28 protein-coding genes are annotated in these 20,559 nt (G+C 68.0%); all 28 read right to left on the reverse strand.

Annotated features, from left to right (window positions below):
* Positions 1–109: 109 nt before the first annotated feature.
* Complete coding sequence (rplO, locus tag AB0N27_RS27195; RefSeq protein ID WP_357986637.1) at positions 110–553, reverse strand: 50S ribosomal protein L15; 444 nt, start codon at positions 551–553, stop codon at positions 110–112.
* Entirely contained in the window at positions 553–735 is a 183-nt protein-coding gene (rpmD, locus tag AB0N27_RS27200) for a 50S ribosomal protein L30 (RefSeq protein ID WP_030329904.1), read from the reverse strand. The genes rplO and rpmD overlap by 1 nt, the downstream gene beginning before the upstream one ends.
* A complete protein-coding gene (rpsE, locus tag AB0N27_RS27205) occupies positions 735–1,349 on the reverse strand; it encodes a 30S ribosomal protein S5 (RefSeq protein ID WP_074314587.1) in 615 nt (204 codons plus the stop codon). The genes rpmD and rpsE overlap by 1 nt, the downstream gene beginning before the upstream one ends.
* Positions 1,350–1,383: 34 nt before the next feature.
* Positions 1,384–1,773 (reverse strand): 50S ribosomal protein L18, encoded by a 390-nt coding sequence (rplR, locus tag AB0N27_RS27210; RefSeq protein ID WP_139585972.1) that lies wholly within the window; start codon positions 1,771–1,773, stop codon positions 1,384–1,386.
* Positions 1,770–2,312 carry a 50S ribosomal protein L6 gene (rplF, locus tag AB0N27_RS27215; RefSeq protein ID WP_364375594.1) on the reverse strand — a complete coding sequence of 181 codons (543 nt, stop codon included), beginning with the start codon at positions 2,310–2,312 and terminating at the stop codon, positions 1,770–1,772. Before rplF ends, rplR begins: the two co-directional genes overlap by 4 nt.
* A 16-nt stretch (positions 2,313–2,328) precedes the next feature.
* The gene (gene rpsH / locus AB0N27_RS27220; protein ID WP_007465270.1) at positions 2,329–2,736 is read right to left on the reverse strand and encodes a 30S ribosomal protein S8; all 408 of its coding nucleotides are present in this window, start codon (positions 2,734–2,736) and stop codon (positions 2,329–2,331) included.
* Positions 2,737–2,852: 116 nt separating this feature from the next.
* On the reverse strand, positions 2,853–3,038 hold the full coding sequence (locus tag AB0N27_RS27225) for a type Z 30S ribosomal protein S14 (RefSeq protein WP_007465272.1): 186 nt from the start codon (positions 3,036–3,038) through the stop codon (positions 2,853–2,855).
* Between the two features lies 1 nt (position 3,039).
* Positions 3,040–3,606: a 50S ribosomal protein L5 gene (gene rplE, locus AB0N27_RS27230; RefSeq protein ID WP_364375599.1), complete on the reverse strand. Its 567-nt coding sequence runs from the start codon at positions 3,604–3,606 to the stop codon at positions 3,040–3,042.
* Entirely contained in the window at positions 3,606–3,926 is a 321-nt protein-coding gene (gene rplX / locus AB0N27_RS27235; RefSeq protein WP_007465276.1) for a 50S ribosomal protein L24, read from the reverse strand. The genes rplE and rplX overlap by 1 nt, the downstream gene beginning before the upstream one ends.
* Complete coding sequence (gene rplN / locus AB0N27_RS27240; RefSeq protein ID WP_007073026.1) at positions 3,923–4,291, reverse strand: 50S ribosomal protein L14; 369 nt, start codon at positions 4,289–4,291, stop codon at positions 3,923–3,925. The genes rplX and rplN overlap by 4 nt, the downstream gene beginning before the upstream one ends.
* A gap of 97 nt (positions 4,292–4,388) precedes the next feature.
* A complete protein-coding gene (gene rpsQ / locus AB0N27_RS27245; RefSeq protein WP_109817183.1) occupies positions 4,389–4,667 on the reverse strand; it encodes a 30S ribosomal protein S17 in 279 nt (92 codons plus the stop codon).
* Positions 4,664–4,900 (reverse strand): 50S ribosomal protein L29, encoded by a 237-nt coding sequence (gene rpmC / locus AB0N27_RS27250; RefSeq protein WP_007465283.1) that lies wholly within the window; start codon positions 4,898–4,900, stop codon positions 4,664–4,666. The genes rpsQ and rpmC overlap by 4 nt, the downstream gene beginning before the upstream one ends.
* Positions 4,900–5,325, reverse strand: coding sequence for a 50S ribosomal protein L16 (gene rplP / locus AB0N27_RS27255; RefSeq protein ID WP_121653126.1), 426 nt, complete (start codon positions 5,323–5,325; stop codon positions 4,900–4,902). The genes rpmC and rplP overlap by 1 nt, the downstream gene beginning before the upstream one ends.
* Positions 5,326–5,328: 3 nt before the next feature.
* Positions 5,329–6,198 (reverse strand): 30S ribosomal protein S3, encoded by an 870-nt coding sequence (gene rpsC, locus AB0N27_RS27260; protein ID WP_007465294.1) that lies wholly within the window; start codon positions 6,196–6,198, stop codon positions 5,329–5,331.
* Positions 6,198–6,656 carry a 50S ribosomal protein L22 gene (gene rplV, locus AB0N27_RS27265; protein WP_139585967.1) on the reverse strand — a complete coding sequence of 153 codons (459 nt, stop codon included), beginning with the start codon at positions 6,654–6,656 and terminating at the stop codon, positions 6,198–6,200. The genes rpsC and rplV overlap by 1 nt, the downstream gene beginning before the upstream one ends.
* A gap of 41 nt (positions 6,657–6,697) precedes the next feature.
* On the reverse strand, positions 6,698–6,979 hold the full coding sequence (gene rpsS, locus AB0N27_RS27270; protein WP_007465299.1) for a 30S ribosomal protein S19: 282 nt from the start codon (positions 6,977–6,979) through the stop codon (positions 6,698–6,700).
* Positions 6,980–6,991: 12 nt separating this feature from the next.
* Positions 6,992–7,831, reverse strand: coding sequence for a 50S ribosomal protein L2 (rplB, locus tag AB0N27_RS27275; protein WP_007465301.1), 840 nt, complete (start codon positions 7,829–7,831; stop codon positions 6,992–6,994).
* Positions 7,832–7,843: 12 nt separating this feature from the next.
* Entirely contained in the window at positions 7,844–8,146 is a 303-nt protein-coding gene (rplW, locus tag AB0N27_RS27280; protein ID WP_007465304.1) for a 50S ribosomal protein L23, read from the reverse strand.
* The gene (rplD, locus tag AB0N27_RS27285; RefSeq protein ID WP_357986624.1) at positions 8,143–8,793 is read right to left on the reverse strand and encodes a 50S ribosomal protein L4; all 651 of its coding nucleotides are present in this window, start codon (positions 8,791–8,793) and stop codon (positions 8,143–8,145) included. Before rplD ends, rplW begins: the two co-directional genes overlap by 4 nt.
* Complete coding sequence (gene rplC, locus AB0N27_RS27290) at positions 8,790–9,455, reverse strand: 50S ribosomal protein L3 (RefSeq protein WP_139585963.1); 666 nt, start codon at positions 9,453–9,455, stop codon at positions 8,790–8,792. Before rplC ends, rplD begins: the two co-directional genes overlap by 4 nt.
* A gap of 11 nt (positions 9,456–9,466) precedes the next feature.
* Complete coding sequence (rpsJ, locus tag AB0N27_RS27295; protein ID WP_007073037.1) at positions 9,467–9,775, reverse strand: 30S ribosomal protein S10; 309 nt, start codon at positions 9,773–9,775, stop codon at positions 9,467–9,469.
* A gap of 350 nt (positions 9,776–10,125) precedes the next feature.
* Complete coding sequence (gene tuf / locus AB0N27_RS27300) at positions 10,126–11,319, reverse strand: elongation factor Tu (RefSeq protein ID WP_139585961.1); 1,194 nt, start codon at positions 11,317–11,319, stop codon at positions 10,126–10,128.
* 214 nt (positions 11,320–11,533) lie between these two features.
* Positions 11,534–13,630, reverse strand: a complete 2,097-nt coding sequence (fusA, locus tag AB0N27_RS27305; RefSeq protein ID WP_364375614.1) for an elongation factor G — start codon at positions 13,628–13,630, stop codon at positions 11,534–11,536.
* 74 nt (positions 13,631–13,704) lie between these two features.
* Complete coding sequence (gene rpsG / locus AB0N27_RS27310; RefSeq protein WP_076466673.1) at positions 13,705–14,175, reverse strand: 30S ribosomal protein S7; 471 nt, start codon at positions 14,173–14,175, stop codon at positions 13,705–13,707.
* 1 nt (position 14,176) lies between these two features.
* Entirely contained in the window at positions 14,177–14,551 is a 375-nt protein-coding gene (gene rpsL / locus AB0N27_RS27315) for a 30S ribosomal protein S12 (protein WP_007465318.1), read from the reverse strand.
* A 523-nt stretch (positions 14,552–15,074) separates the two neighbouring features.
* Entirely contained in the window at positions 15,075–15,497 is a 423-nt protein-coding gene (locus AB0N27_RS27320) for a phage holin family protein (RefSeq protein ID WP_364375671.1), read from the reverse strand.
* A gap of 669 nt (positions 15,498–16,166) precedes the next feature.
* Entirely contained in the window at positions 16,167–16,535 is a 369-nt protein-coding gene (locus AB0N27_RS27325; protein ID WP_364375618.1) for a hypothetical protein, read from the reverse strand.
* 92 nt (positions 16,536–16,627) lie between these two features.
* Positions 16,628–20,518 carry a DNA-directed RNA polymerase subunit beta' gene (locus tag AB0N27_RS27330; protein ID WP_364375621.1) on the reverse strand — a complete coding sequence of 1,297 codons (3,891 nt, stop codon included), beginning with the start codon at positions 20,516–20,518 and terminating at the stop codon, positions 16,628–16,630.
* Positions 20,519–20,559: the final 41 nt, after the last annotated feature.

Consider the following 20,559-nt stretch of genomic DNA (forward strand, 5'->3'; position numbering starts at 1 on the left):
GTGCCCGGCTACATAAACCGATTCCGATATTACCGGGCGCACACGGCCCAGGAAGACCATGGCGTCCGTCCAGTTGCTCACAACTGGACGGACGCCATGGTCGTACGCCTTACAGCTCGGTGACGGAGCCACCGGCGGCAGCGATCTTCTCCTTGGCCGACGCGCTGAACGCGTGCGCCGACACCTGGAGCGCCACCCCGCCGAGGTCCCCGGTGCCGAGGACCTTGACCGGGTGGCCCTTGCGGACCGCACCGGCCTCGATCAGCTCCAGCGGACCAACCTGGCCGCCGTTCGGGAACAGCTCGGCGAGCCGGTCCAGGTTGACCACCTGGAAGACCACCTTGAACTTGTTCTTGAAGCCCTTCATCTTCGGCAGGCGCATGTGGATGGGCATCTGCCCACCCTCGAACGCCGCCGAGATGTTCTTGCGGGCCTTGGAACCCTTGGTACCGCGACCGGCGGTCTTGCCCTTGGAACCCTCACCGCGACCCACACGGGTCTTCGCGGTCTTGGAACCGGGCGCCGGACGCAGGTGGTGAACCTTGATCGTCATTACTCGACCTCCTCGACCTTCACGAGGTGGTTGACCGTGAAGATCATGCCGCGAATCTCGGGCCGGTCCTCCTTGACCACCACGTCGTTGATCCGCTTGAGACCGAGCGAACGCAGCGAGTCACGCTGGTTCTGCTTGGTCCCGATACCGGACCGGAGCTGGGTGACCTTCAGGCGTGCCATCAGTGCGCCACCCCCGCCCGCGACGCCAGCATGGCGGCCGGCGCGACGTCCTCCACCGGCAGGCCACGACGCGCCGCGACCTGCTCGGGGGACTCGAGCCCCTTCAGGGCCGCCACGGTGGCGTGCACGATGTTGATCGGGTTCGACGAACCGAGGCTCTTGGAGAGCACGTCGTGGATCCCGGCGCACTCCAGCACGGCACGCACCGGACCACCGGCGATGACACCCGTACCGGCCGAGGCCGGCTTGAGCAGCACCACGCCGGCGGCGTCCTCACCCGTCACCGGGTGCGGGATCGACTGGCCGATACGCGGAACCTTGAAGAAGTGCTTCTTGGCCTCCTCGACGCCCTTGGCGATGGCCGCGGGCACCTCCTTGGCCTTTCCGTAGCCCACGCCGACCGTGCCGTCGCCGTCGCCCACGATCACCAGGGCGGTGAAGCTGAAGCGACGACCACCCTTCACGACCTTGGCGACGCGGTTGATCGCGACGACCCGCTCAAGGTGCGGGGTCTTCTCGACGGGCGCGTTTCCGCGGCCGCCCTCACGGCGGTTGTCGCGGCGACCACCCTCGTTGCCACCGGACCCGCCGCCACGGCGCTGTTGACCTGGCATCAGCAGCCTTCCTTATCTCTCGTGACGGGGTTGTTTAGAACTCGAGCCCGGCTTCGCGGGCGGCGTCGGCAAGCGCGGCGACACGCCCCGCGTACCTGTTGCCACCGCGGTCGAAGACGACCTTGGAGACGCCGGCGGCCTTGGCCCGCTCGGCGAGCAGGGCGCCCACCTTGCCGGCGAGGGCGCTCTTGTCGCCCTCCGTACCGCGCAGCGAGGCGTCCAGGGTCGACGCCGACGCCAGGGTGTGACCCTTGGAGTCGTCGACGATCTGGGCGACCATGTGCCGCAGCGAACGGGTGACGACCAGGCGCGGACGCTCGGCCGTACCTGTGACGTTCTTGCGGACGCGGAAGTGCCGACGCGCACGCCCAACGGCGCGCTTGGCGGCGACGCCGCGGCGGCGCTTGAGCAGCGTGGCGCTCACTTCTTACCTGCCTTTCCAGCCTTGCGGCGGATGACCTCGCCCTGGTACTTCACGCCCTTGCCCTTGTAGGGCTCCGGCGGACGGATCTTCCGGATGTTGGCGGCGACCTCACCGACCTGCTGCTTGTCGATGCCGGCCACGTGGAACAGGGTCGGCCGCTCCACCGTGAAGGTGATGCCCGCCGGGGCGGAGACGACCACCGGGTGCGAGAACCCGAGCGCGAACTCGAGGTCCGAACCCTTGGCGGTGACCCGGTAACCGGTGCCGGCGATCTCCAGGCTCTTGCGGTAGCCCTCGGTGACCCCGACGATCATGTTGGCGATCAGCGTACGGCTCAGGCCGTGGAGCTCCTTGGCCTTGCGCTCGTCGTTCGGCCGGTTGACGCTCAGCTCCCCGTTGTCCGCCCGCTCGATCGTGATCGGCTCGGCGAGGGTGTGCTGGAGCTGGCCCTTGGGGCCCTTGACCTTGACGGTCTGCCCGTCGATCGTGATGTCGACGCCGGTCGGTACCGGGATCGACTTACGTCCAATTCGCGACATTTCTACCTGTCTCCCGTTACCAGACGAAGGCGAGGACTTCCCCGCCAACACTCCGCTTGCGGGCCTGCCGGTCGGTCAGCAGCCCCTGGGACGTCGAAATGATCGCCACGCCCAGCCCACCGAGCACCCGCGGGAGCCCGTCCGACTTGGCGTACACCCGGAGACCGGGCTTGGACACGCGCTTGATGCCGGCCAGGCTCCGCTCCCGGTTCTGGCCGTACTTCAGCTCGACGACCAGTCGCTTGCCGACGGCGCCCTCCTCGGGCTCCTCGACCGACCAGGTGGCGATGTAACCCTCGGCCTTCAGGACCTCGGCGATGTTCGCCTTGATCTTGGAGTAGGGCATCTTCACCTGATCGTGGTACGCCTGGTTGGCGTTACGCAGACGCGTGAGCATGTCTGCGATCGGGTCGGTCATCGTCATGGATTTCGTCAGCCTTTCTCGCCGGGGTTCCCGGGGCATCAGCCCCGGGCCTACGGCGAAGAGCAATACCTAATCGGTGCAGGAGTTCCCGGCTGACAGCCGGGACGCGGTCGCCCTTACCAGGAAGCCTTGGACACGCCCGGCAGCTCACCGCGGTGGGCCATCTCCCGGATGCAGACCCGGCAGAGACCGAACTTGCGGTAGACCGCCTTCGGACGCCCGCACCGCTGGCAGCGGGTGTACGCGCGAACCGAGAACTTCGGCTTCGCGGCCGCCTTGATGATCAGCGCCTTCTTGGCCATCTCAGTTCTCCTTGAACGGGAAGCCCAGGAGCTTGAGCAGCGCCCGGCCCTCGTCGTCGGTCGTGGCGGTCGTGACCACCGTGATGTCCATGCCCCGCTGGCGATCGATCTTGTCCTGGTCGATCTCGTGGAACACCGACTGCTCGGTCAGACCGAACGTGTAGTTGCCGTGCCCGTCCAGCTTGCGCCCGTCGAGACCGCGGAAGTCGCGGATACGCGGCAGCGAGATGGACAGCAGCCGGTCCAGGAACTCCCACATCCGGTCACCGCGAAGGGTGACCTTCGCGCCGATCGGCATGCCCTCGCGGAGCTTGAACTGCGCGATGGACTTGGTCGCCCGCCGCACCTGCGGCTTCTGGCCGGTGATCGTGGCGAGGTCACGGACCGCGCCGTCGATCAGCTTGGCGTCGCGAGCAGCCTCGCCGACACCCATGTTGACGACGATCTTGACCAGCCGCGGCACCTGCATGGGGTTGCCGTAGCTGTGCTGCTCACGCAGCTGGGCCACGATCTCGTTGCGGTACCGCTCCTTGAGGCGCGGCATGGTCTTTTCGGTAGCCGTGGTCATCACAGGTCCTTACCGGTGCTACGCGCGATGCGGACCTTCTGGCCGTTGTCGTCGATCCGGTAACCGACGCGGGTCGGCTTGCCGTCGGAGTCCAGGACCTGCACGTTCGAGACGTGGATCGGGGCCTCCTGGGTGACGATGCCGCCGGTCTTGGCGCCACGCTGGGTGGTGCTGATGCGGGTGTGCTTCTTGACCCGGTTCACGCCCTCGACGAGGACCTTGTCCTGCCGCGGGTAGGCCGCGATGACCTTGCCCTTGGCGCCCTTGTCCTTGCCGGCGATGACGACGACCGTGTCGCCCTTCTTGACCTTCACGGTCACAACACCTCCGGCGCGAGGGAAATAATCTTCATGAACCGCTTGTCCCGCAGCTCGCGGCCCACCGGGCCGAAGATACGGGTACCGCGCGGGTCCCCACCGTCCTTGATGATGACGGCGGCGTTCTCGTCGAAGCGGATGTACGAGCCGTCCGGCCGACGCTTCTCCTTGGCGGTGCGAACGACGACTGCCTTGACGACGTCGCCCTTCTTGACACCGGCACCCGGGATCGCGTCCTTGACGGTGGCCACGATGACGTCGCCGATACTCGCGTAGCGCCGACCGGAGCCACCGAGAACCCGGATGCACAGGATCTCCCGGGCACCCGTGTTGTCGGCGACGCGCAGTCGCGACTCCTGCTGAATCACGTCTATCTCCTATGTCTGCCGGTTCTCCGGCCGCCGTGGCGGCCGGAGCCTGGCGGAACCAACGCCCGACGCAACGCCGGGCGAGCTCGAGCCTTCGCTACTTGGCCTTTTCCAGGATCTCCACGATCCGCCAACGCTTGGTGGCGCTCAGCGGCCGGGTCTCCATGATCAGGACCCGGTCGCCGGTGCCGGCGGCGTTCTGCTCGTCGTGCACCTTCAGCTTGCTCGTACGGCGCATGATCTTGCCGTAGAGAGCGTGCCGAACCCGGTCCTCGACCTCGACCACGACGGTCTTGTCCATCTTGTCGCTGACCACCAGGCCCTCACGGACCTTGCGGCGGGACCGCGCGGCGGCGGTGGCGGTGTCTTCGGTCATGATGCAGTCACCTCAGTCGGCGCGGCCGAGAGCCCCAGCTCGCGCTCGCGCATGATCGTGTAGATCCGGGCGATCTCCCGACGGATGACCTGCAGCCGCCGGTTGTTGTCCAGCTGCCCGGTTGCGGCCTGCACGCGGAGGTTGAACAGCTCCGCCTTGGCCTCCCGCAGCTTCGTGACCAGCTCCTCCTCGGAGAGCTCACGCAGCTCGGTCGCCTTAACGCCCGCTGCCATCAGGATTCACCCACTTCGCGCGTAACAATGCGGCACTTCATCGGGAGCTTGTGGATCGCGCGACGCATGGCCTCTCGCGCGATCTGCTCGTTGGGGAAGGACATCTCGAAGAGAATCCGACCCGGCTTGACGTTGGAGACCCACCACTCCGGCGAACCCTTACCGGAACCCATCCGGGTCTCGGCAGGCTTCTTGGTGAGGGCCTGGTCCGGGAAGATCGTGATCCAGACCTTGCCGCCACGCTTGATGTGACGGGTCATCGCGATACGCGCCGACTCGATCTGGCGGTTGGTCACGTACGCCGGCTCGAGAGCCTGGATCCCGAACTCGCCGAACACCACCCGGTTACCACCCTTGGACGCGCCACTGCGGTCCGGGTGGTGCGGCTTGCGGAAGCCCTTCGGGGGCTTGCGCGGCATCAGCATCTGTCAGCCCTCCTGCTGCGTTTCTGCCGGAGCAGCCGCGGCGGCGACAGCAGCGCTGTCCACCGGCTCGCCGCTCGGCGTCTCGGCCTGCTGCGCGATGGTGGTCGCAGCGGCCCGGCCGGCCTCGGTGCCGCCAGCCGTCGTGCCGGACGAACCCGACCGGCCACGGCGCGGACGCTCGGGACGGTCGCCGCGCTCACCACGACGCGGGCGGGACGGACCGGCCTCGGCCGGAGCCTCCCGGCCCGGGACGGCGTCGCCCTTGTAGATCCAGACCTTCACACCGATCCGACCGAACGTCGTACGGGCCTCGAAGAAGCCGTACTCGATGTTGGCCCGCAGCGTGTGCAGCGGAACCCGGCCCTCGCGGTAGAACTCGGTCCGGCTCATCTCGGCGCCGCCGAGGCGACCCGAGACCTGAACCCGGATGCCCTTGCAGACCGGGTTCTTCATCGCCGACTGCATGGCCTTGCGCATCGCCCGACGGAAGCTGACCCGGCTGGACAGCTGCTCGGCCACGCCCTGCGCGACGAGCTGAGCGTCCGACTCGGGGTTCTTCACCTCGATGATGTTCAGCTGGACCTGCTTGCCGGTGAGCTTCTCCAGCTCGCCGCGGATCCGGTCGGCCTCCGCACCCTTACGGCCGATGACGATGCCCGGCCGGGCGGTGTGGATGTCGACCCGGACCCGGTCGCGGGTGCGCTCGATGTCGACCTTGGAAATCCCGGCGCGCTCCAGGCCCTTGGACATCATGCGGCGGATCTTGACATCCTCGCCGATGTAGTCCTTGTAGAGCTTGTCCGCGAACCAGCGGGACTTCCAGTCGGTCGAGATGCCGAGCCGGAACCCAGTGGGGTGAACCTTCTGACCCATTACTCGGCGCCCTCCGTCTTGCTCTGCGCTTCGGCCGGTGCGGCCTCCGTGGCCGGAGCGGCCTTCTTGGCCGCGGCCTTCCTCGGCGCTGCCGGCGCGACCGCCTCGACCGCCACGGTGATGTGACAGGTCCGCTTGCGGATCCGGTACGCCCGACCCTGCGCCCGAGGCTGGAACCGCTTCATCGTCGGGCCCTCGTCCACGAACGCCTCGCTGACGAGCAGCGCGTCGGGGTCCAGCCGCTCGTTGTTCTCCGCGTTGGCGATCGCGCTAGCGAGCACCTTGTACACCTGCTCGCTCGCAGCCTGCGGCGCGAACTGCAGCACCGTGAGCGCCTCCTTCGCGGGCAGGCCGCGGACGAGGTTGACCACCCGGCGCGCCTTCATCGGCGAGATGCGCACGTGCCGCGCAACCGCCCGCGCGCCCGGAAGCACCGGAGCGTCGCCCTTTCCTGGCATCGCTGTAACCCCTTGTTCCCTCTATCCGTATGCCCGCGGCGTCAGCGCCGACGGCTCTTCCGGTCGTCCTTCTCGTGACCCTTGAACGTGCGGGTCAGCGCGAACTCGCCGAGCTTGTGCCCGACCATCGCCTCGGTCACGAACACCGGGACGTGCTTGCGTCCGTCGTGCACCGCGATCGTGTGCCCGAGCATCTCCGGGATGATCGTCGAGCGCCGCGACCAGGTCTTGATCACGTTCTTCGAGCCCTTGTCGTTCTGCACTTCCACCTTCTTGAGCAGGTGGTCGTCTACGAACGGGCCCTTCTTCAGGCTGCGAGGCATGTCTTATCTCCCTCAGCCGCGCTTACGCGTGGCGTAGCGACGGCGGACGATCAGCTTGTCACTCGGCTGGCCCTTACGCCGGGTACGGCCCTCGGGCTTACCCTGCGGGTTGACCGGGTGGCGACCACCGGAGGTCTTACCCTCACCACCACCGTGCGGGTGGTCGACCGGGTTCATGGCGACACCACGGACGGTCGGGCGCTTGCCCTTCCACCGCATACGGCCGGCCTTACCCCAGTTGATGTTCGACTGGTCGGCGTTGCCGATCTCGCCGACGCTCGCGCGGCAGCGCACGTCCACACGCCGGATCTCGCCGGACGGCATACGCAGGGTCGCGTACGCGCCCTCGCGGCCGAGCAGCTGGATGCCGACACCCGCGGAACGGGCCAGCTTGGCCCCGCCACCCGGACGCAGCTCCACGTTGTGGATCGTGGTACCGACCGGGATGTTGCGCAGCGGCAGGTTGTTACCGGGCTTGATGTCGGCGCCCGGACCGGACTCGACGCGGTCGCCCTGCTTCATGTCCTTCGGCGCGATGATGTACCGCTTCTCGCCGTCGGCGTAGTGCAGCAGCGCGATGCGCGCCGTGCGGTTGGGGTCGTACTCGATGTGAGCGACCTTCGCCGGCACGCCGTCCTTGTCGACCCGCTTGAAGTCGATCAGACGGTACTGGCGCTTGTGACCTCCACCGTGGTGCCGCGTGGTGATCCGGCCGTGGGCGTTACGCCCGCCCTTCTTCGGCAGCGGAGCCAGCAGCGACTTCTCCGGCGTGGACCGGGTGATCTCGGCGAAGTCGGCGACACTGGAGCCACGTCGGCCCGGCGTCGTCGGCTTGTACTTACGGATAGCCATTGTCTACACCCCTCAGCTGACCGGGCCGCCGAAGGCCTCGATACGGTCACCGTCAGCCAGCTTCACGATCGCCCGCTTGGTCGCCTTGCGCTGACCGAAGCCGGTCTTGGTGCGCTTGCGCTTCCCCTGGCGGTTGAGCGTGTTGACCGTCAGGACGCGGACGTTGAAGATCTGCTGGATAGCGATCTTGATCTCGGTCTTGTTCGCGTCCGGGTGCACCAGGAAGGTGTACCAGTTCCGGTTCAGCTCGCTGTAGCTCTTCTCCGAGACGACCGGCGCCACGATGATGTCGCGCGGGTCGGCGATCGTGCTCACTTGCCACCCTCCTCGGTGGTCTCGGCGGGCACGCCCAGGAACTCGTCCAGGGCGTCCTTGGTGAAGACCACGTCGTCGGCCACCAGCACGTCGTACGTGTTCAGCTGGCCGGACTCGATCAGGTGCACCCGCGGCTCGTTGCGCAGCGACACCCAGTTCAGCTCGTCGGTGCTGCTCAGCACGACGAGAACCCGACGGGCCTCGGTGAGCTTGGTCAGCGTGGCCAGGGCGGCCTTGGTCGACGGCTTCTCGCCCGAGACGAACGCCTCGACAACGTGCACCTGCCCGGCGCGGGCCCGGTCGGAGAGGGCACCCCGCAGCGCGGCGGCCTTCATCTTCTTCGGGGTCCGCTGGCTGTAGTCACGCGGGACGGGACCGTGCACCACGCCACCGCCGGCGAACTGCGGCGCGCGGATCGAGCCCTGCCGGGCGCGACCGGTGCCCTTCTGCTTGTACGGCTTCTTGCCGCCGCCGGAAACCTCGGCGCGGGTCTTGGTCTTGTGCGTGCCCTGTCGGGCCGCCGCGAGCTGGGCCACCACGACCTGGTGCATCAGCGCGACGTTGGCCTGCACGTCGAAGATGTCCGCCGGCAGCTCGACCGAGCCGCTGGTGGTGCCTTCGACGGTGCGCACGTCAACGGTGGTCACTTGGCCGCACCGCCCTTCTTCACCTTGCTCTTGGCCGCGGTACGGACCAGAACCAGCGCGCCCTTGGGGCCGGGAATGGCACCACGGACGAGCAGGAGGTTGTTCTCGGTGTCGACCGCCTGGACGGTGAGGTTCTGCACGGTGTAGCGCACGCCACCCATGCGGCCGGCCATCCGGGTGCCCTTGAAGACACGACCCGGGGTGGCGCAGGCGCCGATGGAACCGGGCGAACGGTGCTTGCGCTCGACGCCGTGACCGGCGCCCAGACCGTGGAAGCCGTGCCGCTTCATCGGGCCGGCGTAGCCCTTGCCCTTGGTCTTTCCGGTGACGTCGATGGTGACGCCGGCCGGGAACTCCTCGACCGTGACCTCCTGGCCGAGCGAGTACTCACCGGCGTCCGTGGTGCGCAGCTCGACGATGTGCCGGCGCGGCGCCACGTCCGCCTTCGCGTAGTGCCCGCTGATCGGCTTCTTGACCTTGCGCGGGTCGATGTTGCCGTAGGCCAGCTGGACCGCGGAGTAACCGTCCTTCTCGGCGCTACGAACCTGGCTGATGACGCACGGGCCGGCCTCGACCACGGTCACGGGAACAACCTTGTTGTTGTCCCAGACCTGGGTCATGCCGAGCTTGGCGCCCAGGATCCCCTTGACTTGCCTGTCCATTTGTCCGGTCCCTACAGCTTGATCTCGATGTCGACGCCAGCCGGCAGGTCGAGGCGCATGAGCGAGTCGACCGTCTTCGGGGTCGGGTCGATGATGTCGATCAGCCGCTTGTGCGTGCGCATCTCGAAGTGCTCGCGCGAGTCCTTGTACTTGTGCGGCGAGCGGATAACGCAGAAACGGTTGATCTCCGTGGGCAGCGGCACCGGGCCCGCGACCTGCGCCCCGGTACGCGTCACCGTCTCGACGATCTTCCGAGCCGAGGAGTCGACGACCTCGTGGTCATAGGCCTTGAGCCGGATGCGGATCTTCTGTCCCGCCATGGTGGCTTCTGTTCCTTCTCTCGATGCCGCTGTGTTGCGGGCGCCTGTACCGGCTGGTACAGGCCCACTTCGCCGACCCCCGCGGTCGGGCGTGTCGCGCCCTCGGGCCGGGCTCCGCCCCGGGACTCCGGAGCGGTCCTGACCGCGCGGTGGGTCAAGGCGCCGATCGCATTACCGCGACCTGAACGCCGTGCGAGGGTGGTTGGCGACTGGGCCGCCAACCACCCTACGCTCGACTGTGCCGCCACCCGGAGGTTCAGCGAAAGCCGAACACAGGCGACGAACTGTCGTTACGCAACCTGACTAGTATGCCGCACGACCGGCGGCGGGTCTAATCGGGGTTACCTAGCTCACTTGACGATCTTGGTGACGAACCCGGCGCCGACGGTGCGGCCACCCTCGCGGATCGCGAACTTGAGGTTCTCCTCCATGGCGATGGGCTGGATCAGCTTCACCGACATGGTGGTGTTGTCACCAGGCATGACCATCTCGGTGCCCTCGGGGAGGGTGACGACACCGGTGACGTCCGTGGTCCGGAAGTAGAACTGCGGACGGTAGTTCTGGAAGAACGGGGTGTGCCGGCCACCCTCCTCCTTGGAGAGGATGTAGACGGTCGCCTCGAACTCCGTGTGCGGGGTCGTGGTGCCCGGCTTGACGACCACCATGCCGCGCTCGACGTCCTCGCGCTTGATGCCACGCAGCAGCAGACCGACGTTCTCGCCCGCGCGGGCCTCGTCGAGCAGCTTGCGGAACATCTCGATACCGGTGCAGACCGTCTTCTGCGACTTCTCGCGGATACCGACGATCTCCACCTCCTCGTTCGGCTTGAGGATGCCGCGCTCGGCGCGACCGGTGACGACGGTGCCACGACCGGTGATCGTGAAGACGTCCTCGATCGGCATGAGGAACGGCTTCTCGGTCTCGCGCTCCGGCTGCGGGATCGCGGTGTCGACAGCGGTCATCAGGTCCAGCAGCTTGCCGGTCCACTCGGGGTCACCCTCGAGGGCCTTCAGCGCCGAAACCCGAACGACCGGCAGGTCGTCACCCGGGTACTCCTGCGAGGAGAGCAGCTCGCGCACCTCGAGCTCGACGAGCTCCAGGAGCTCCTCGTCGTCGACCATGTCGCTCTTGTTGAGCGCCACGACGATGTACGGCACGCCAACCTGGCGGGCCAGCAGCACGTGCTCGCGGGTCTGCGGCATCGGACCGTCGGTCGCCGCGACCACCAGGATCGCGCCGTCCATCTGCGCGGCACCGGTGATCATGTTCTTGATGTAGTCCGCGTGGCCGGGGCAGTCGACGTGCGCGTAGTGCCGCGCCTCGGTCTGGTACTCGACGTGCGCGATCGAGATCGTGATGCCGCGGGCCTTCTCCTCCGGCGCCTTGTCGATCTCGTCGAACGGCGTGTACGGGTTCAGGTCCGGGTACTGGTCGTGCAGGACCTTGGTGATGGCCGCCGTCAGCGTCGTCTTACCGTGGTCGATGTGACCAATGGTGCCGATGTTGACGTGCGGCTTAGTCCGCTCGAACTTAGCCTTCGCCACTGGTGTCCTCCTGTGGACTTCTTGGTTCGTACGCCCGGCGCGCCGGTCGGCGCTTAGGACTCTGTCGACAGCCTTTCCGGCCTGAACGGCCGGAGAGCTTTTGTGGGTTCTGCGGCGATGAAGCCTACAGGCCCGGTCTCACGCGATCCGATCGTGGTGGCCGCGGGCGGGAGAACCCTCCCGCGACCACCCACGAATCACCTGCTCAGCGACGTTACTCGCCCGTCGCCTTGGCGATGATCTCCTTCGCCACGCTCTGCGGAACCTCGGCGTAGGAGTCGAACTGCATGCTGTAGCTAGCCCGGCCCTGGGTCTTCGACCGCAGGTCGCCGACGTAGCCGAACATCTCCGACAACGGCACCAGAGCCCGGACGATGCGGGCGCCGCTGCGCTCCTCCATCGCCTGGATGATGCCGCGGCGGGAGTTGAGGTCGCCGATGACGTCACCCATGTTCTCCTCAGGAGTGGTGACTTCAACGGCCATCATCGGCTCGAGCAGTGCGGGGTCGGCCTTGCGGGCCGCCTCCTTCATCACCATCGAGCCGGCGATCTTGAATGCCATTTCCGAGGAGTCAACCTCGTGGTACTGGCCGTCCAGCAGCGTCAGCTTCACACCGACGAGCGGGAAGCCCGCCAGGATGCCGTACTGCATGGCGTCCTGGGCACCGGCGTCCACCGACGGGATGAACTCCCGCGGGACGCGGCCACCGGTGACGGCGTTGGCGAACTCGTAGGTCGGCGAGTCGTTGTCCAGCGGAAGCGGCTCGACGCTCACGATGACGCGGGCGTACTGACCCGAACCACCGGTCTGCTTCTTGTGGGTGTACTCGATCTTGTCCACCTTGCGGCGGATCGTCTCGCGGTACGCCACCTGCGGCTTACCGATGTTCGCCTCGACGTTGAACTCGCGGCGCATCCGGTCGACCAGGATGTCCAGGTGCAGCTCACCCATGCCGGCGATGACCGTCTGACCGGTCTCCTCGTCCAGCTTGACGCGGAAGGTCGGGTCCTCCTCGGCCAGCCGCTGGATGGCGGTGCTGAGCTTCTCCTGGTCGGCCTTGGTCTTCGGCTCGATGGCGACCTCGATGACCGGCTCCGGGAAGGTCATCGACTCCAGGATGACCGGGTTCGCCGGGTCGCACAGCGTGTCACCGGTGGTGGTCTGCTTGAGACCCTGCACCGCGATGATGTCGCCAGCCTGGGCCGAGCTGCGCTCTTCCCGCTTGTTGGCGTGCATCTGGTAGATCTTGCCGATCCGCTCCTTGCGGTCCTTGGTGGAGTTGACCACCTGGTTGCCGGTCTCGACCGTGCCCGAGTAGACCCGGACGTAGGTGAGCTTGCCAAGGTGCTTGTCGGTCTGGATCTTGAACGCCAGGCCGGAGAAGGGCTCGGCCTTGGACGGCTTCCGCAGCAGCGGGGTCTCGCCGTCGGTGGCCGTACCCTCGATGGCCGGAACGTCCAGCGGCGACGGCAGGAAGTCGACCACGGCGTCGAGCATGGGCTGGACGCCCTTGTTCTTGAACGCCGAGCCGCACAGCACCGGGTTGGCCTTGCCGGCGATGGTGGCACGCCGGATGGCGGCCTTGATCTCCTCGACGGAGACCTCCTCGCCTTCCAGGTACTTCTCCATCACCGAGTCGTCGACGTCGGCCAGGGTCTCCATCAGCTTCTCGCGCCACTCGGCAGCGGAGTCGGCCAGCTCGGCCGGGATCTCCTCAACCGCGTAGTCCTCACCCTTCTGGGTCTCCCCACGCCAGGTGAGAGCGCGCATGCCGATCAGGTCGACGACGCCGATGTGGTCGCCCTCGAGCCCGATCGGGATCTGGAGCACCAGCGGGGTGGCGTTCAGCCGGTCGATCATCATCTGCACGCAGCGGAAGAAGTCGGCACCGGTCCGGTCGAGCTTGTTGACGAAGCACATCCGCGGGACGTTGTACTTGTCGGCCTGCCGCCAGACGTTCTCCGTCTGCGGCTCCACGCCGGCGACACCGTCGTAGACCGCGACCGCACCATCCAGCACGCGCAGCGACCGCTCGACCTCGACCGTGAAGTCGACGTGACCGGGCGTGTCGATGATCTGGATCGTGTGGCCCTTCCACTCACACTTGGTAGCAGCGGAGGTGATGGTGATACCACGCTCCTGCTCCTGCTCCATCCAGTCCATGACGGCGGCGCCCTCGTGGACCTCACCGATCTTGTACGTGATGCCGGTGTAGAACAGGATCCGCTCGGTGGTCGTGGTCTTACCGGCATCGATGTGCGCCATGATGCCGATGTTGCGTACGTTGGCGAGCGCGTCTGCGGCGGCCACTTCAATCCCTACTTATCGTCGTCTCGACTCAACTGGTGGCGGTTCCGGCGCCCGAGAGCGCCGGAACCAGGGTGTTACCAGCGGTAGTGCGCGAAGGCCTTGTTGGACTCGGCCATCTTGTGCGTGTCCTCGCGCCGCTTGACGGCGGCACCGAGGCCGTTGCTCGCGTCCAGCAGCTCGTTCATGAGCCGCTCGACCATGGTCTTCTCGCGGCGGGCGCGGGAGTAGGTGACCAGCCAACGCAGGCCCAGCGTGGTCGCCCGGGCGGGGCGGACCTCGACCGGAACCTGGTAGGTGGCGCCACCGACACGACGGCTGCGCACCTCGAGGGTCGGCTTGACGTTGTCCATCGCCCGCTTGAGGGTGACGACCGGGTCGGTGCCGGACTTCTCGCGGCAGCCCTCGAGGGCCGCGTACACGATGGACTCGGCGAGCTGACGCTTGCCGCGGAGCAGGATCTTGTTCACCAACTGGGTGACCAGCGGCGAGTTGTACACCGGGTCAGCGACCAGCGGCCGCCGCGGAGCGGGTCCCTTACGCGGCATGTCAGCTCTTCTCCTTCTTCGCGCCGTAACGGCTGCGCGCCTGCTTGCGGTTGCGGACACCCTGGGTGTCCAGCGAGCCGCGGACGATCTTGTAACGCACGCCGGGGAGGTCCTTCACACGGCCGCCACGCACGAGCACGATCGAGTGCTCCTGCAGGTTGTGGCCGACGCCCGGGATGTAGGCGGTCACCTCGATCTGGCTGCTGAGCTTGACACGAGCGACCTTGCGCAGCGCCGAGTTCGGCTTCTTCGGGGTCGTGGTGTACACGCGGGTGCACACGCCGCGCCGCTGGGGAGACCCCTTCAGCGCAGGGGTCTTGGTCTTGGTCGTCTTGGCCTGACGGCCCTTTCGGACCAACTGCTGAATGGTGGGCACCGGGTTTCTCCGCTCCCTTCGGCCGCACAGTCGCGGCCGCGCCGTCTGCTCGTTAGCCGGCCTGATGACCGGCTCTCCTACATTCCGACCAGGGCCACCTCGCGGAGGTCCCGGCACCCGCGGTCGGGCGTGTCGCCCAACTCACGGTCCCGGTGCGGACGCTTTCGCGGACCTACCGGGTTCTGTCACCGGCACGCGGGTCGCCCCGCACCGGGTCTTTGGCTTGTCGTGCCCGCTGCCCGGCTCACCGGAACCAGCGCACGCACGAGTTGCCCGGGCAGGCCCGGGCACAAGGGGAAAGAGTACCTACCACAGCCGGCCAGGTCAAAACGGATTGGCCCGGCGGCCGTCTCACGCCCGCCAGTCGGATCTCGCTTTGCCCCGTCGCCCGCGATGGGCACCTACGGATACAAGTGTACCGGCTTCCCCACCGGGCCACCCGTCGGCCCCGCAGCGGGCACCGCCGACCCGACCCGGGACCTGCGGCGACCACTCCACCCGGCCACCCGGCGGGTGACCGGCCTCACGTCAGGGAGATCAGCAGGGAGAGGCCGAGCCCCAACAGGCTGAACAGCGCCCCCGCAGCCCCGCAACTGATGCCGGCCACCGCCAGCCCTCGACCGGTGAACCGGACCGCCGGCGGGCCCGTCGGCCGGCCGATCTGCCGCCGACCGAGCAGGCCGGCCACGATCGCGGCCACCCCGGCCAGCACGCCCAGTACCGCGAAAGCCCCGGACGCCCAGGCCCCACCCTCGTTCGCGAAGGCCACCCCGAAACAGACAACCAGCAACGAGACCAGGACCGACGCGACACCGGCCACCAGCGCGCCGACGGCCAGACCCGAAGTGACCGGCGCCACGTCCAGGTAGACGACTCCGTACGGCGTGCCGGGCACGGCCTCGACCCGCTTCGGTGGGCGACGCTGCTCGTCGCTCGGAGGCGGCACCGGGGAGTTCCAGCCGGGGGCCTGCCCCGGCTGTCCCGGCTGCCCCCACCCTGGCGGGGGCCCGTACCCGGACGGTGGCTGCCACCGGTCGTGCGGCGGGGACGGCGCACCTGACACCGCGTACGGCTGGGCCGAGCCGGGCGCGACGGACGCACCCCACCCGGTCGGTGTGGCGCCCGCACCGGACGGTGTCGCGCCGCCGCCGGGCGCCGGACCCCAGCCGGGCGGCGGCGTGCCCCAGCCCGGCGCGGGCGTTCCCCAACCCGGTGGCGGCGCGGAGAACGGCGGCGCGGAAGGCTGCGGCGCGGAAGGCTGCGGGGCGCCCCAGGCCTGCGCGTCCGGGCGCGGGGCGTCCCCCTGCGGGGAGGAGGTAGGCGACGCGTCGGCGGCGGGCGGGGCCTGCTGCCCACTCGGGTCGGGCCGCGCCCAGGCGCTCGGCGCGGCCGGAGCCTGCTCCGCCGGCGCCGGGTCCGCCGGCCGATCCGCTGCCTCCGCAGGGGTTGGCGGCGGGGCCGACGCGCCAGGATGCCCGGCCGGTTCGTCCGCCGGGGGCCGCGCCGGTTCCGTCACGAGGTCCTCCTGTCGACAGGCCACCACCGCCGTGCGGCGGACACCGGCCAGGCTACCGCCGGGGGTCCCGCCGCCCACGCCCGGCGACCGTTGATCGGGTCAGTCCATGTTCGTCGGGTAGTCATGGCCGAACGGCGAACCCGCCATCTGGACCACGCCGATCACCACCGCGATCACCACGCTGACCGCGACCAGCACCAGGCCGATCCAGGCCATCCGCTCCCCCCGCCGCAGCCATGCGCCGCCGGTCAGGAAACCCGCTGAGGCGTACGCCTCGCGGCGCGCCTGCCGGGACAGTTGGAGCGCCACGGTCGCCGGCACCACCCCACCGATGAACAGACCGGTGAGCATCCCGAGCAGTCCGAGCGCGAAGACCGCCCGCGCCTTCGTGGCACGCGCCGGGTCGGGATCCAGCGGATGCCGTGGGGCCTGCTGCGCGCTGGACACCTGGCCGGCTGCGGTGGTCATGCCCCCATTCTGCCGAACCGGGTGCGCGGGTGGGCAGGTCCGGACACGACGAGGCCCCCGGCAGGTGCCGGGGGCCTCGTCGGTGTCAGTGCTTAGCGGTACGACCCGAAGTCGAAGTCGTCCAGCGGCACAGCCTGCCCGCTGGCCGGCCCGAACCCGTAGTCGGTCTCCGGGTAACCGGTCATCGAGTAGACCTTGGCCTTGGCCTCCTCGGTCGGCTCCACCCGGACGTTGCGGTACTTGCTGATGCCCGTACCGGCCGGGATGAGCTTACCGATGATCACGTTCTCCTTGAGGCCGACAAGCGAGTCGCTGCGCGAGTTGATCGCAGCGTCGGTCAGCACCCGGGTGGTCTCCTGGAAGGAGGCCGCCGAGAGCCAGGAGTCCGTGGCCAGCGAGGCCTTGGTGATACCCATCAGCACCGGACGACCGGCGGCGGGCTCGCCGCCCTCCGACACGAGCCGGCGGTTCTCCGACTCGAACAGCGCCCGGTCGACCAGCACACCCGGCAGGAACTCGGTCGAGCCGGAGTCGATGACCGTCACCCGCTTGAGCATCTGGCGGATGATGATCTCGATGTGCTTGTCGTGGATGAGCACACCCTGCGAGCGGTAGACCTCCTGGACCTCACTGGTCAGGTGGACCTGGACCGCCCGCGGACCCATGATCCGCAGAAGCTCGTGCGGGTCGATGGTGCCCTCGGTCAGCTTCTCGCCGACCGCGACGTGACCGCCGTCGTGGGTACGCAGACGCACCCGCTTGGAGATCTTGTCGTAGACGATCTCGTCGCTGCCGTCGTCCGGCACCACGATGATCTTCCGCGAGCGCTCGCCGTCCTCGATCCGGATCCGGCCGGGGGTGTCGGCGATGGGCGCCTTACCCTTCGGGACCCGGGCCTCGAAGATTTCCTGGACACGCGGCAGACCCTGGGTGATGTCCTCACCCGCGACACCACCGGTGTGGAAGGTACGCATCGTCAGCTGCGTACCCGGCTCACCGATCGACTGGGCGGCGATGATGCCGACCGCCTCGCCGACGTCCACGGTCTTGCCGGTCGGCAGCGAACGCCCGTAGCAGGCACCGCAGACACCCAGCTTCGACTCGCAGGTGAGCACGCTGCGCACCCGGACCGTCTCCACGCCGGCGGCGACGATCTTGTCGACCCCGATGGAGTTGATGTCCTGACCCCGCTCGGCGACGACGGTGCCGTCCGGCCCCTTGATGTCGTCGGCCAGGGTACGGGCGTGCACGCTGGTCTCGGCGTGCTCGTGCACGACCAGCCTGCCGTCCTCCAGGCGCTCGCCGATCTGCATCGGGATCGCCCGGTCGGTGCCGCAGTCCTCCTCGCGGATGATCACGTCCTGGGAGACGTCCACCAGACGACGGGTCAGGTAACCCGAGTCGGCGGTCCGCAGGGCGGTGTCGGCGAGACCCTTACGGGCACCGTGCGTGGAGATGAAGTACTCCAGCACGGACAGACCCTCCCGGTAGCTGGCCTTGATCGGCCGCGGGATGATCTCGCCCTTCGGGTTGGCCACCAGACCACGGATCGCCGCGATCTGCCGGAGCTGGAGCAGGTTACCGCGGGCACCCGAGTTGATCATCTTCCACAGTGGGTTCTCCTGCGGCAGCGCGGTGTCCATCTCCTTGGCGACCTCGTTGGTCGCCTTGGTCCAGATCTCGATGAGTTCGCCGCGACGCTCCTCGGCGGTCATCAGACCACGCTGGTACTGCTTGTCGATCCGGTCGGCTTCCTTCTCGTACTTCGCCAGGATCTCCGCCTTGCGCGGCGGAGCGATGACGTCCTCCATGCCGATCGTCACGCCGGACCAGGTGGCCCAGTGGAAACCGGCCTCCTTGAGCCCGTCCAGGGTGGCCGCCAGGGCCACCTTGGGGAAGCGCTCGGCGAGGTCGTTGACGATCGCGGAGAGCTGACCCTTGCGGATCTCGTAGTTCACGAAGCGGTAGCCCTGCGGCAGCGTCTCGTTGAACAGCACCCGACCGAGGGTGGTCTCCACGGTCAGCGGCTCACCCTCGACCCAGCCCTCCGGGGCGGTCCACGCCTCGGCGCCAGCGCCGTTGTCGACACCGATCACGCCACGCAGACGGATCTTCACCGGAGCCTGCAGGTGCAGCTCACCGTTGTCGAAGGCCATCCGCGCCTCGGCGTCCGAGCTGAACGCCCGGCCCTCGCCCTTCTCACCGGGGGTGAGGTGGGTGAGGTGGTACAGGCCGATGACCATGTCCTGGGTGGGCATGGTGACCGGCTTGCCGTCGGCCGGCTTGAGGATGTTGTTCGACGACAGCATCAGGATCCGTGCCTCGGCCTGGGCCTCGGCGGACAGCGGCACGTGCACCGCCATCTGGTCACCGTCGAAGTCCGCGTTGAACGCGGTGCAGACCAGCGGGTGGATCTGGATCGCCTTGCCCTCGACCAGCTGCGGCTCGAAGGCCTGGATACCCAGGCGGTGCAGGGTCGGCGCGCGGTTCAGCAGCACCGGGTGCTCGCCGATGACCTCTTCCAGCACGTCCCACACGACCGGGCGCTGACGCTCGACCATCCGCTTGGCGGACTTGATGTTCTGTGCGTGGTTGAGGTCGACCAGCCGCTTCATCACGAACGGCTTGAACAGCTCCAGGGCCATCTGCTTGGGCAGACCGCACTGGTGCAGCTTGAGCTTCGGGCCGACCACGATGACCGAACGGCCGGAGTAGTCAACGCGCTTGCCCAGCAGGTTCTGACGGAAGCGGCCCTGCTTGCCCTTGAGCATGTCGGACAGCGACTTGAGCGGGCGGTTACCCGGACCGGTGACCGGCCGGCCGCGGCGGCCGTTGTCGAACAGCGCGTCGACGGCCTCCTGGAGCATCCGCTTCTCGTTGTTGACGATGATCTCGGGCGCACCGAGGTCGATCAGTCGCTTGAGGCGGTTGTTCCGGTTGATCACGCGGCGGTACAGGTCGTTCAGGTCCGAGGTCGCGAACCGGCCACCGTCGAGCTGCACCATCGGGCGCAGGTCCGGCGGGATGACCGGGACGCAGTCCAGCACCATGCCGAGCGGCGAGTTGCGGGTGTTCAGGAACGCCGCCACGACCTTGAGCCGCTTGAGCGCCCGGATCTTCCGCTGACCCTTGCCGGACCGGATGGTCTCGCGCAGGCTCTCGGCCTCGGCGTCGAGGTCCATGTTCTGGACCAGCGCCTTGATCGCCTCGGCGCCCATCGAGCCGGTGAAGTACTCACCGAACCGGTCGCGCAGCTCGCGGTAGAGCAACTCGTCGGTGACCAGCTGCTTCGGCTCCAGCTTGCGGAAGGTGTCGAGCACCTCGTCCAGGCGGTCGATCTCGCGCTGGGCCCGGTCGCGGATCTGGCGCATCTCGCGCTCTCCGCCCTCCTTGACCTTGCGCCGGACGTCCGCCTTGGCACCCTCGGCCTCCAGCTCGGCCAGGTCGGCCTCGAGCTTGGCGGCCCGCTTCTCGATCTCCGAGTCGCGGCTGTTCTCGGACTGCCGCTTCTCGGCGAGGATCTCGTTCTCGATCGTCGAGAGGTCACGGTGACGCGACTCGGCGTCCACGCTCGTCACGACGTACGAGGCGAAGTAGATGATCTTCTCGAGGTCCTTGGGGGCGAGGTCCAGCAGGTAACCCAGCCGGCTCGGAACGCCCTTGAAGTACCAGATGTGGGTCACCGGAGCGGCGAGCTCGATGTGCCCCATCCGCTCACGACGGACCTTGGAGCGGGTCACCTCGACGCCGCAGCGCTCACAGATGATGCCCTTGAACCGGACGCGCTTGTACTTACCGCAGTAGCACTCCCAGTCCCGCTGCGGACCGAAGATCTTCTCGCAGAAGAGCCCGTCCTTTTCCGGCTTCAGGGTGCGGTAGTTGATCGTCTCAGGCTTCTTGACCTCGCCGTGCGACCACTGACGGATGTCGTCGGCCGTGGCGAGACCAATGCGCAGCTCGTCGAAGAAGTTGACGTCGAGCACTATGTCCCCTATGTCGTCGTCTGTACTGCTAATTCTCGGGT

It is taken from the genome of Micromonospora sp. NPDC093244 (assembly GCF_040683695.1).
Taxonomy (GTDB): Bacteria; Actinomycetota; Actinomycetes; order Mycobacteriales; family Micromonosporaceae; genus Micromonospora.

Coding starts and splice junctions, on each gene's coding strand:
- rplP (WP_121653126.1), bottom strand. CDS start 5,325: ATGCTGATGCCGCGCAAGCCCCCGAAGGGCTTCCGCAAGCCGCACCAC.
- rpsC (WP_007465294.1), bottom strand. CDS start 6,198: ATGGGTCAGAAGGTTCACCCCACTGGGTTCCGGCTCGGCATCTCGACC.
- rplF (WP_364375594.1), bottom strand. CDS start 2,312: ATGTCGCGAATTGGACGTAAGTCGATCCCGGTACCGACCGGCGTCGAC.
- rpsH (WP_007465270.1), bottom strand. CDS start 2,736: ATGACGATGACCGACCCGATCGCAGACATGCTCACGCGTCTGCGTAAC.
- rpsE (WP_074314587.1), bottom strand. CDS start 1,349: ATGCCAGGTCAACAGCGCCGTGGCGGCGGGTCCGGTGGCAACGAGGGT.
- rpmD (WP_030329904.1), bottom strand. CDS start 735: ATGGCACGCCTGAAGGTCACCCAGCTCCGGTCCGGTATCGGGACCAAG.
- rpsG (WP_076466673.1), bottom strand. CDS start 14,175: ATGCCGCGTAAGGGACCCGCTCCGCGGCGGCCGCTGGTCGCTGACCCG.
- rplC (WP_139585963.1), bottom strand. CDS start 9,455: ATGGACAGGCAAGTCAAGGGGATCCTGGGCGCCAAGCTCGGCATGACC.
- rplO (WP_357986637.1), bottom strand. CDS start 553: ATGACGATCAAGGTTCACCACCTGCGTCCGGCGCCCGGTTCCAAGACC.
- AB0N27_RS27225 (WP_007465272.1), bottom strand. CDS start 3,038: ATGGCCAAGAAGGCGCTGATCATCAAGGCGGCCGCGAAGCCGAAGTTC.
- rplE (WP_364375599.1), bottom strand. CDS start 3,606: ATGACCACGGCTACCGAAAAGACCATGCCGCGCCTCAAGGAGCGGTAC.
- rpmC (WP_007465283.1), bottom strand. CDS start 4,900: ATGGCAGCGGGCGTTAAGGCGACCGAGCTGCGTGAGCTCTCCGAGGAG.
- rpsQ (WP_109817183.1), bottom strand. CDS start 4,667: ATGACCGAAGACACCGCCACCGCCGCCGCGCGGTCCCGCCGCAAGGTC.
- rplV (WP_139585967.1), bottom strand. CDS start 6,656: ATGCCAGGAAAGGGCGACGCTCCGGTGCTTCCGGGCGCGCGGGCGGTT.
- rpsS (WP_007465299.1), bottom strand. CDS start 6,979: ATGCCTCGCAGCCTGAAGAAGGGCCCGTTCGTAGACGACCACCTGCTC.
- rpsJ (WP_007073037.1), bottom strand. CDS start 9,775: ATGGCGGGACAGAAGATCCGCATCCGGCTCAAGGCCTATGACCACGAG.
- rplB (WP_007465301.1), bottom strand. CDS start 7,831: ATGGCTATCCGTAAGTACAAGCCGACGACGCCGGGCCGACGTGGCTCC.
- AB0N27_RS27325 (WP_364375618.1), bottom strand. CDS start 16,535: ATGACCACCGCAGCCGGCCAGGTGTCCAGCGCGCAGCAGGCCCCACGG.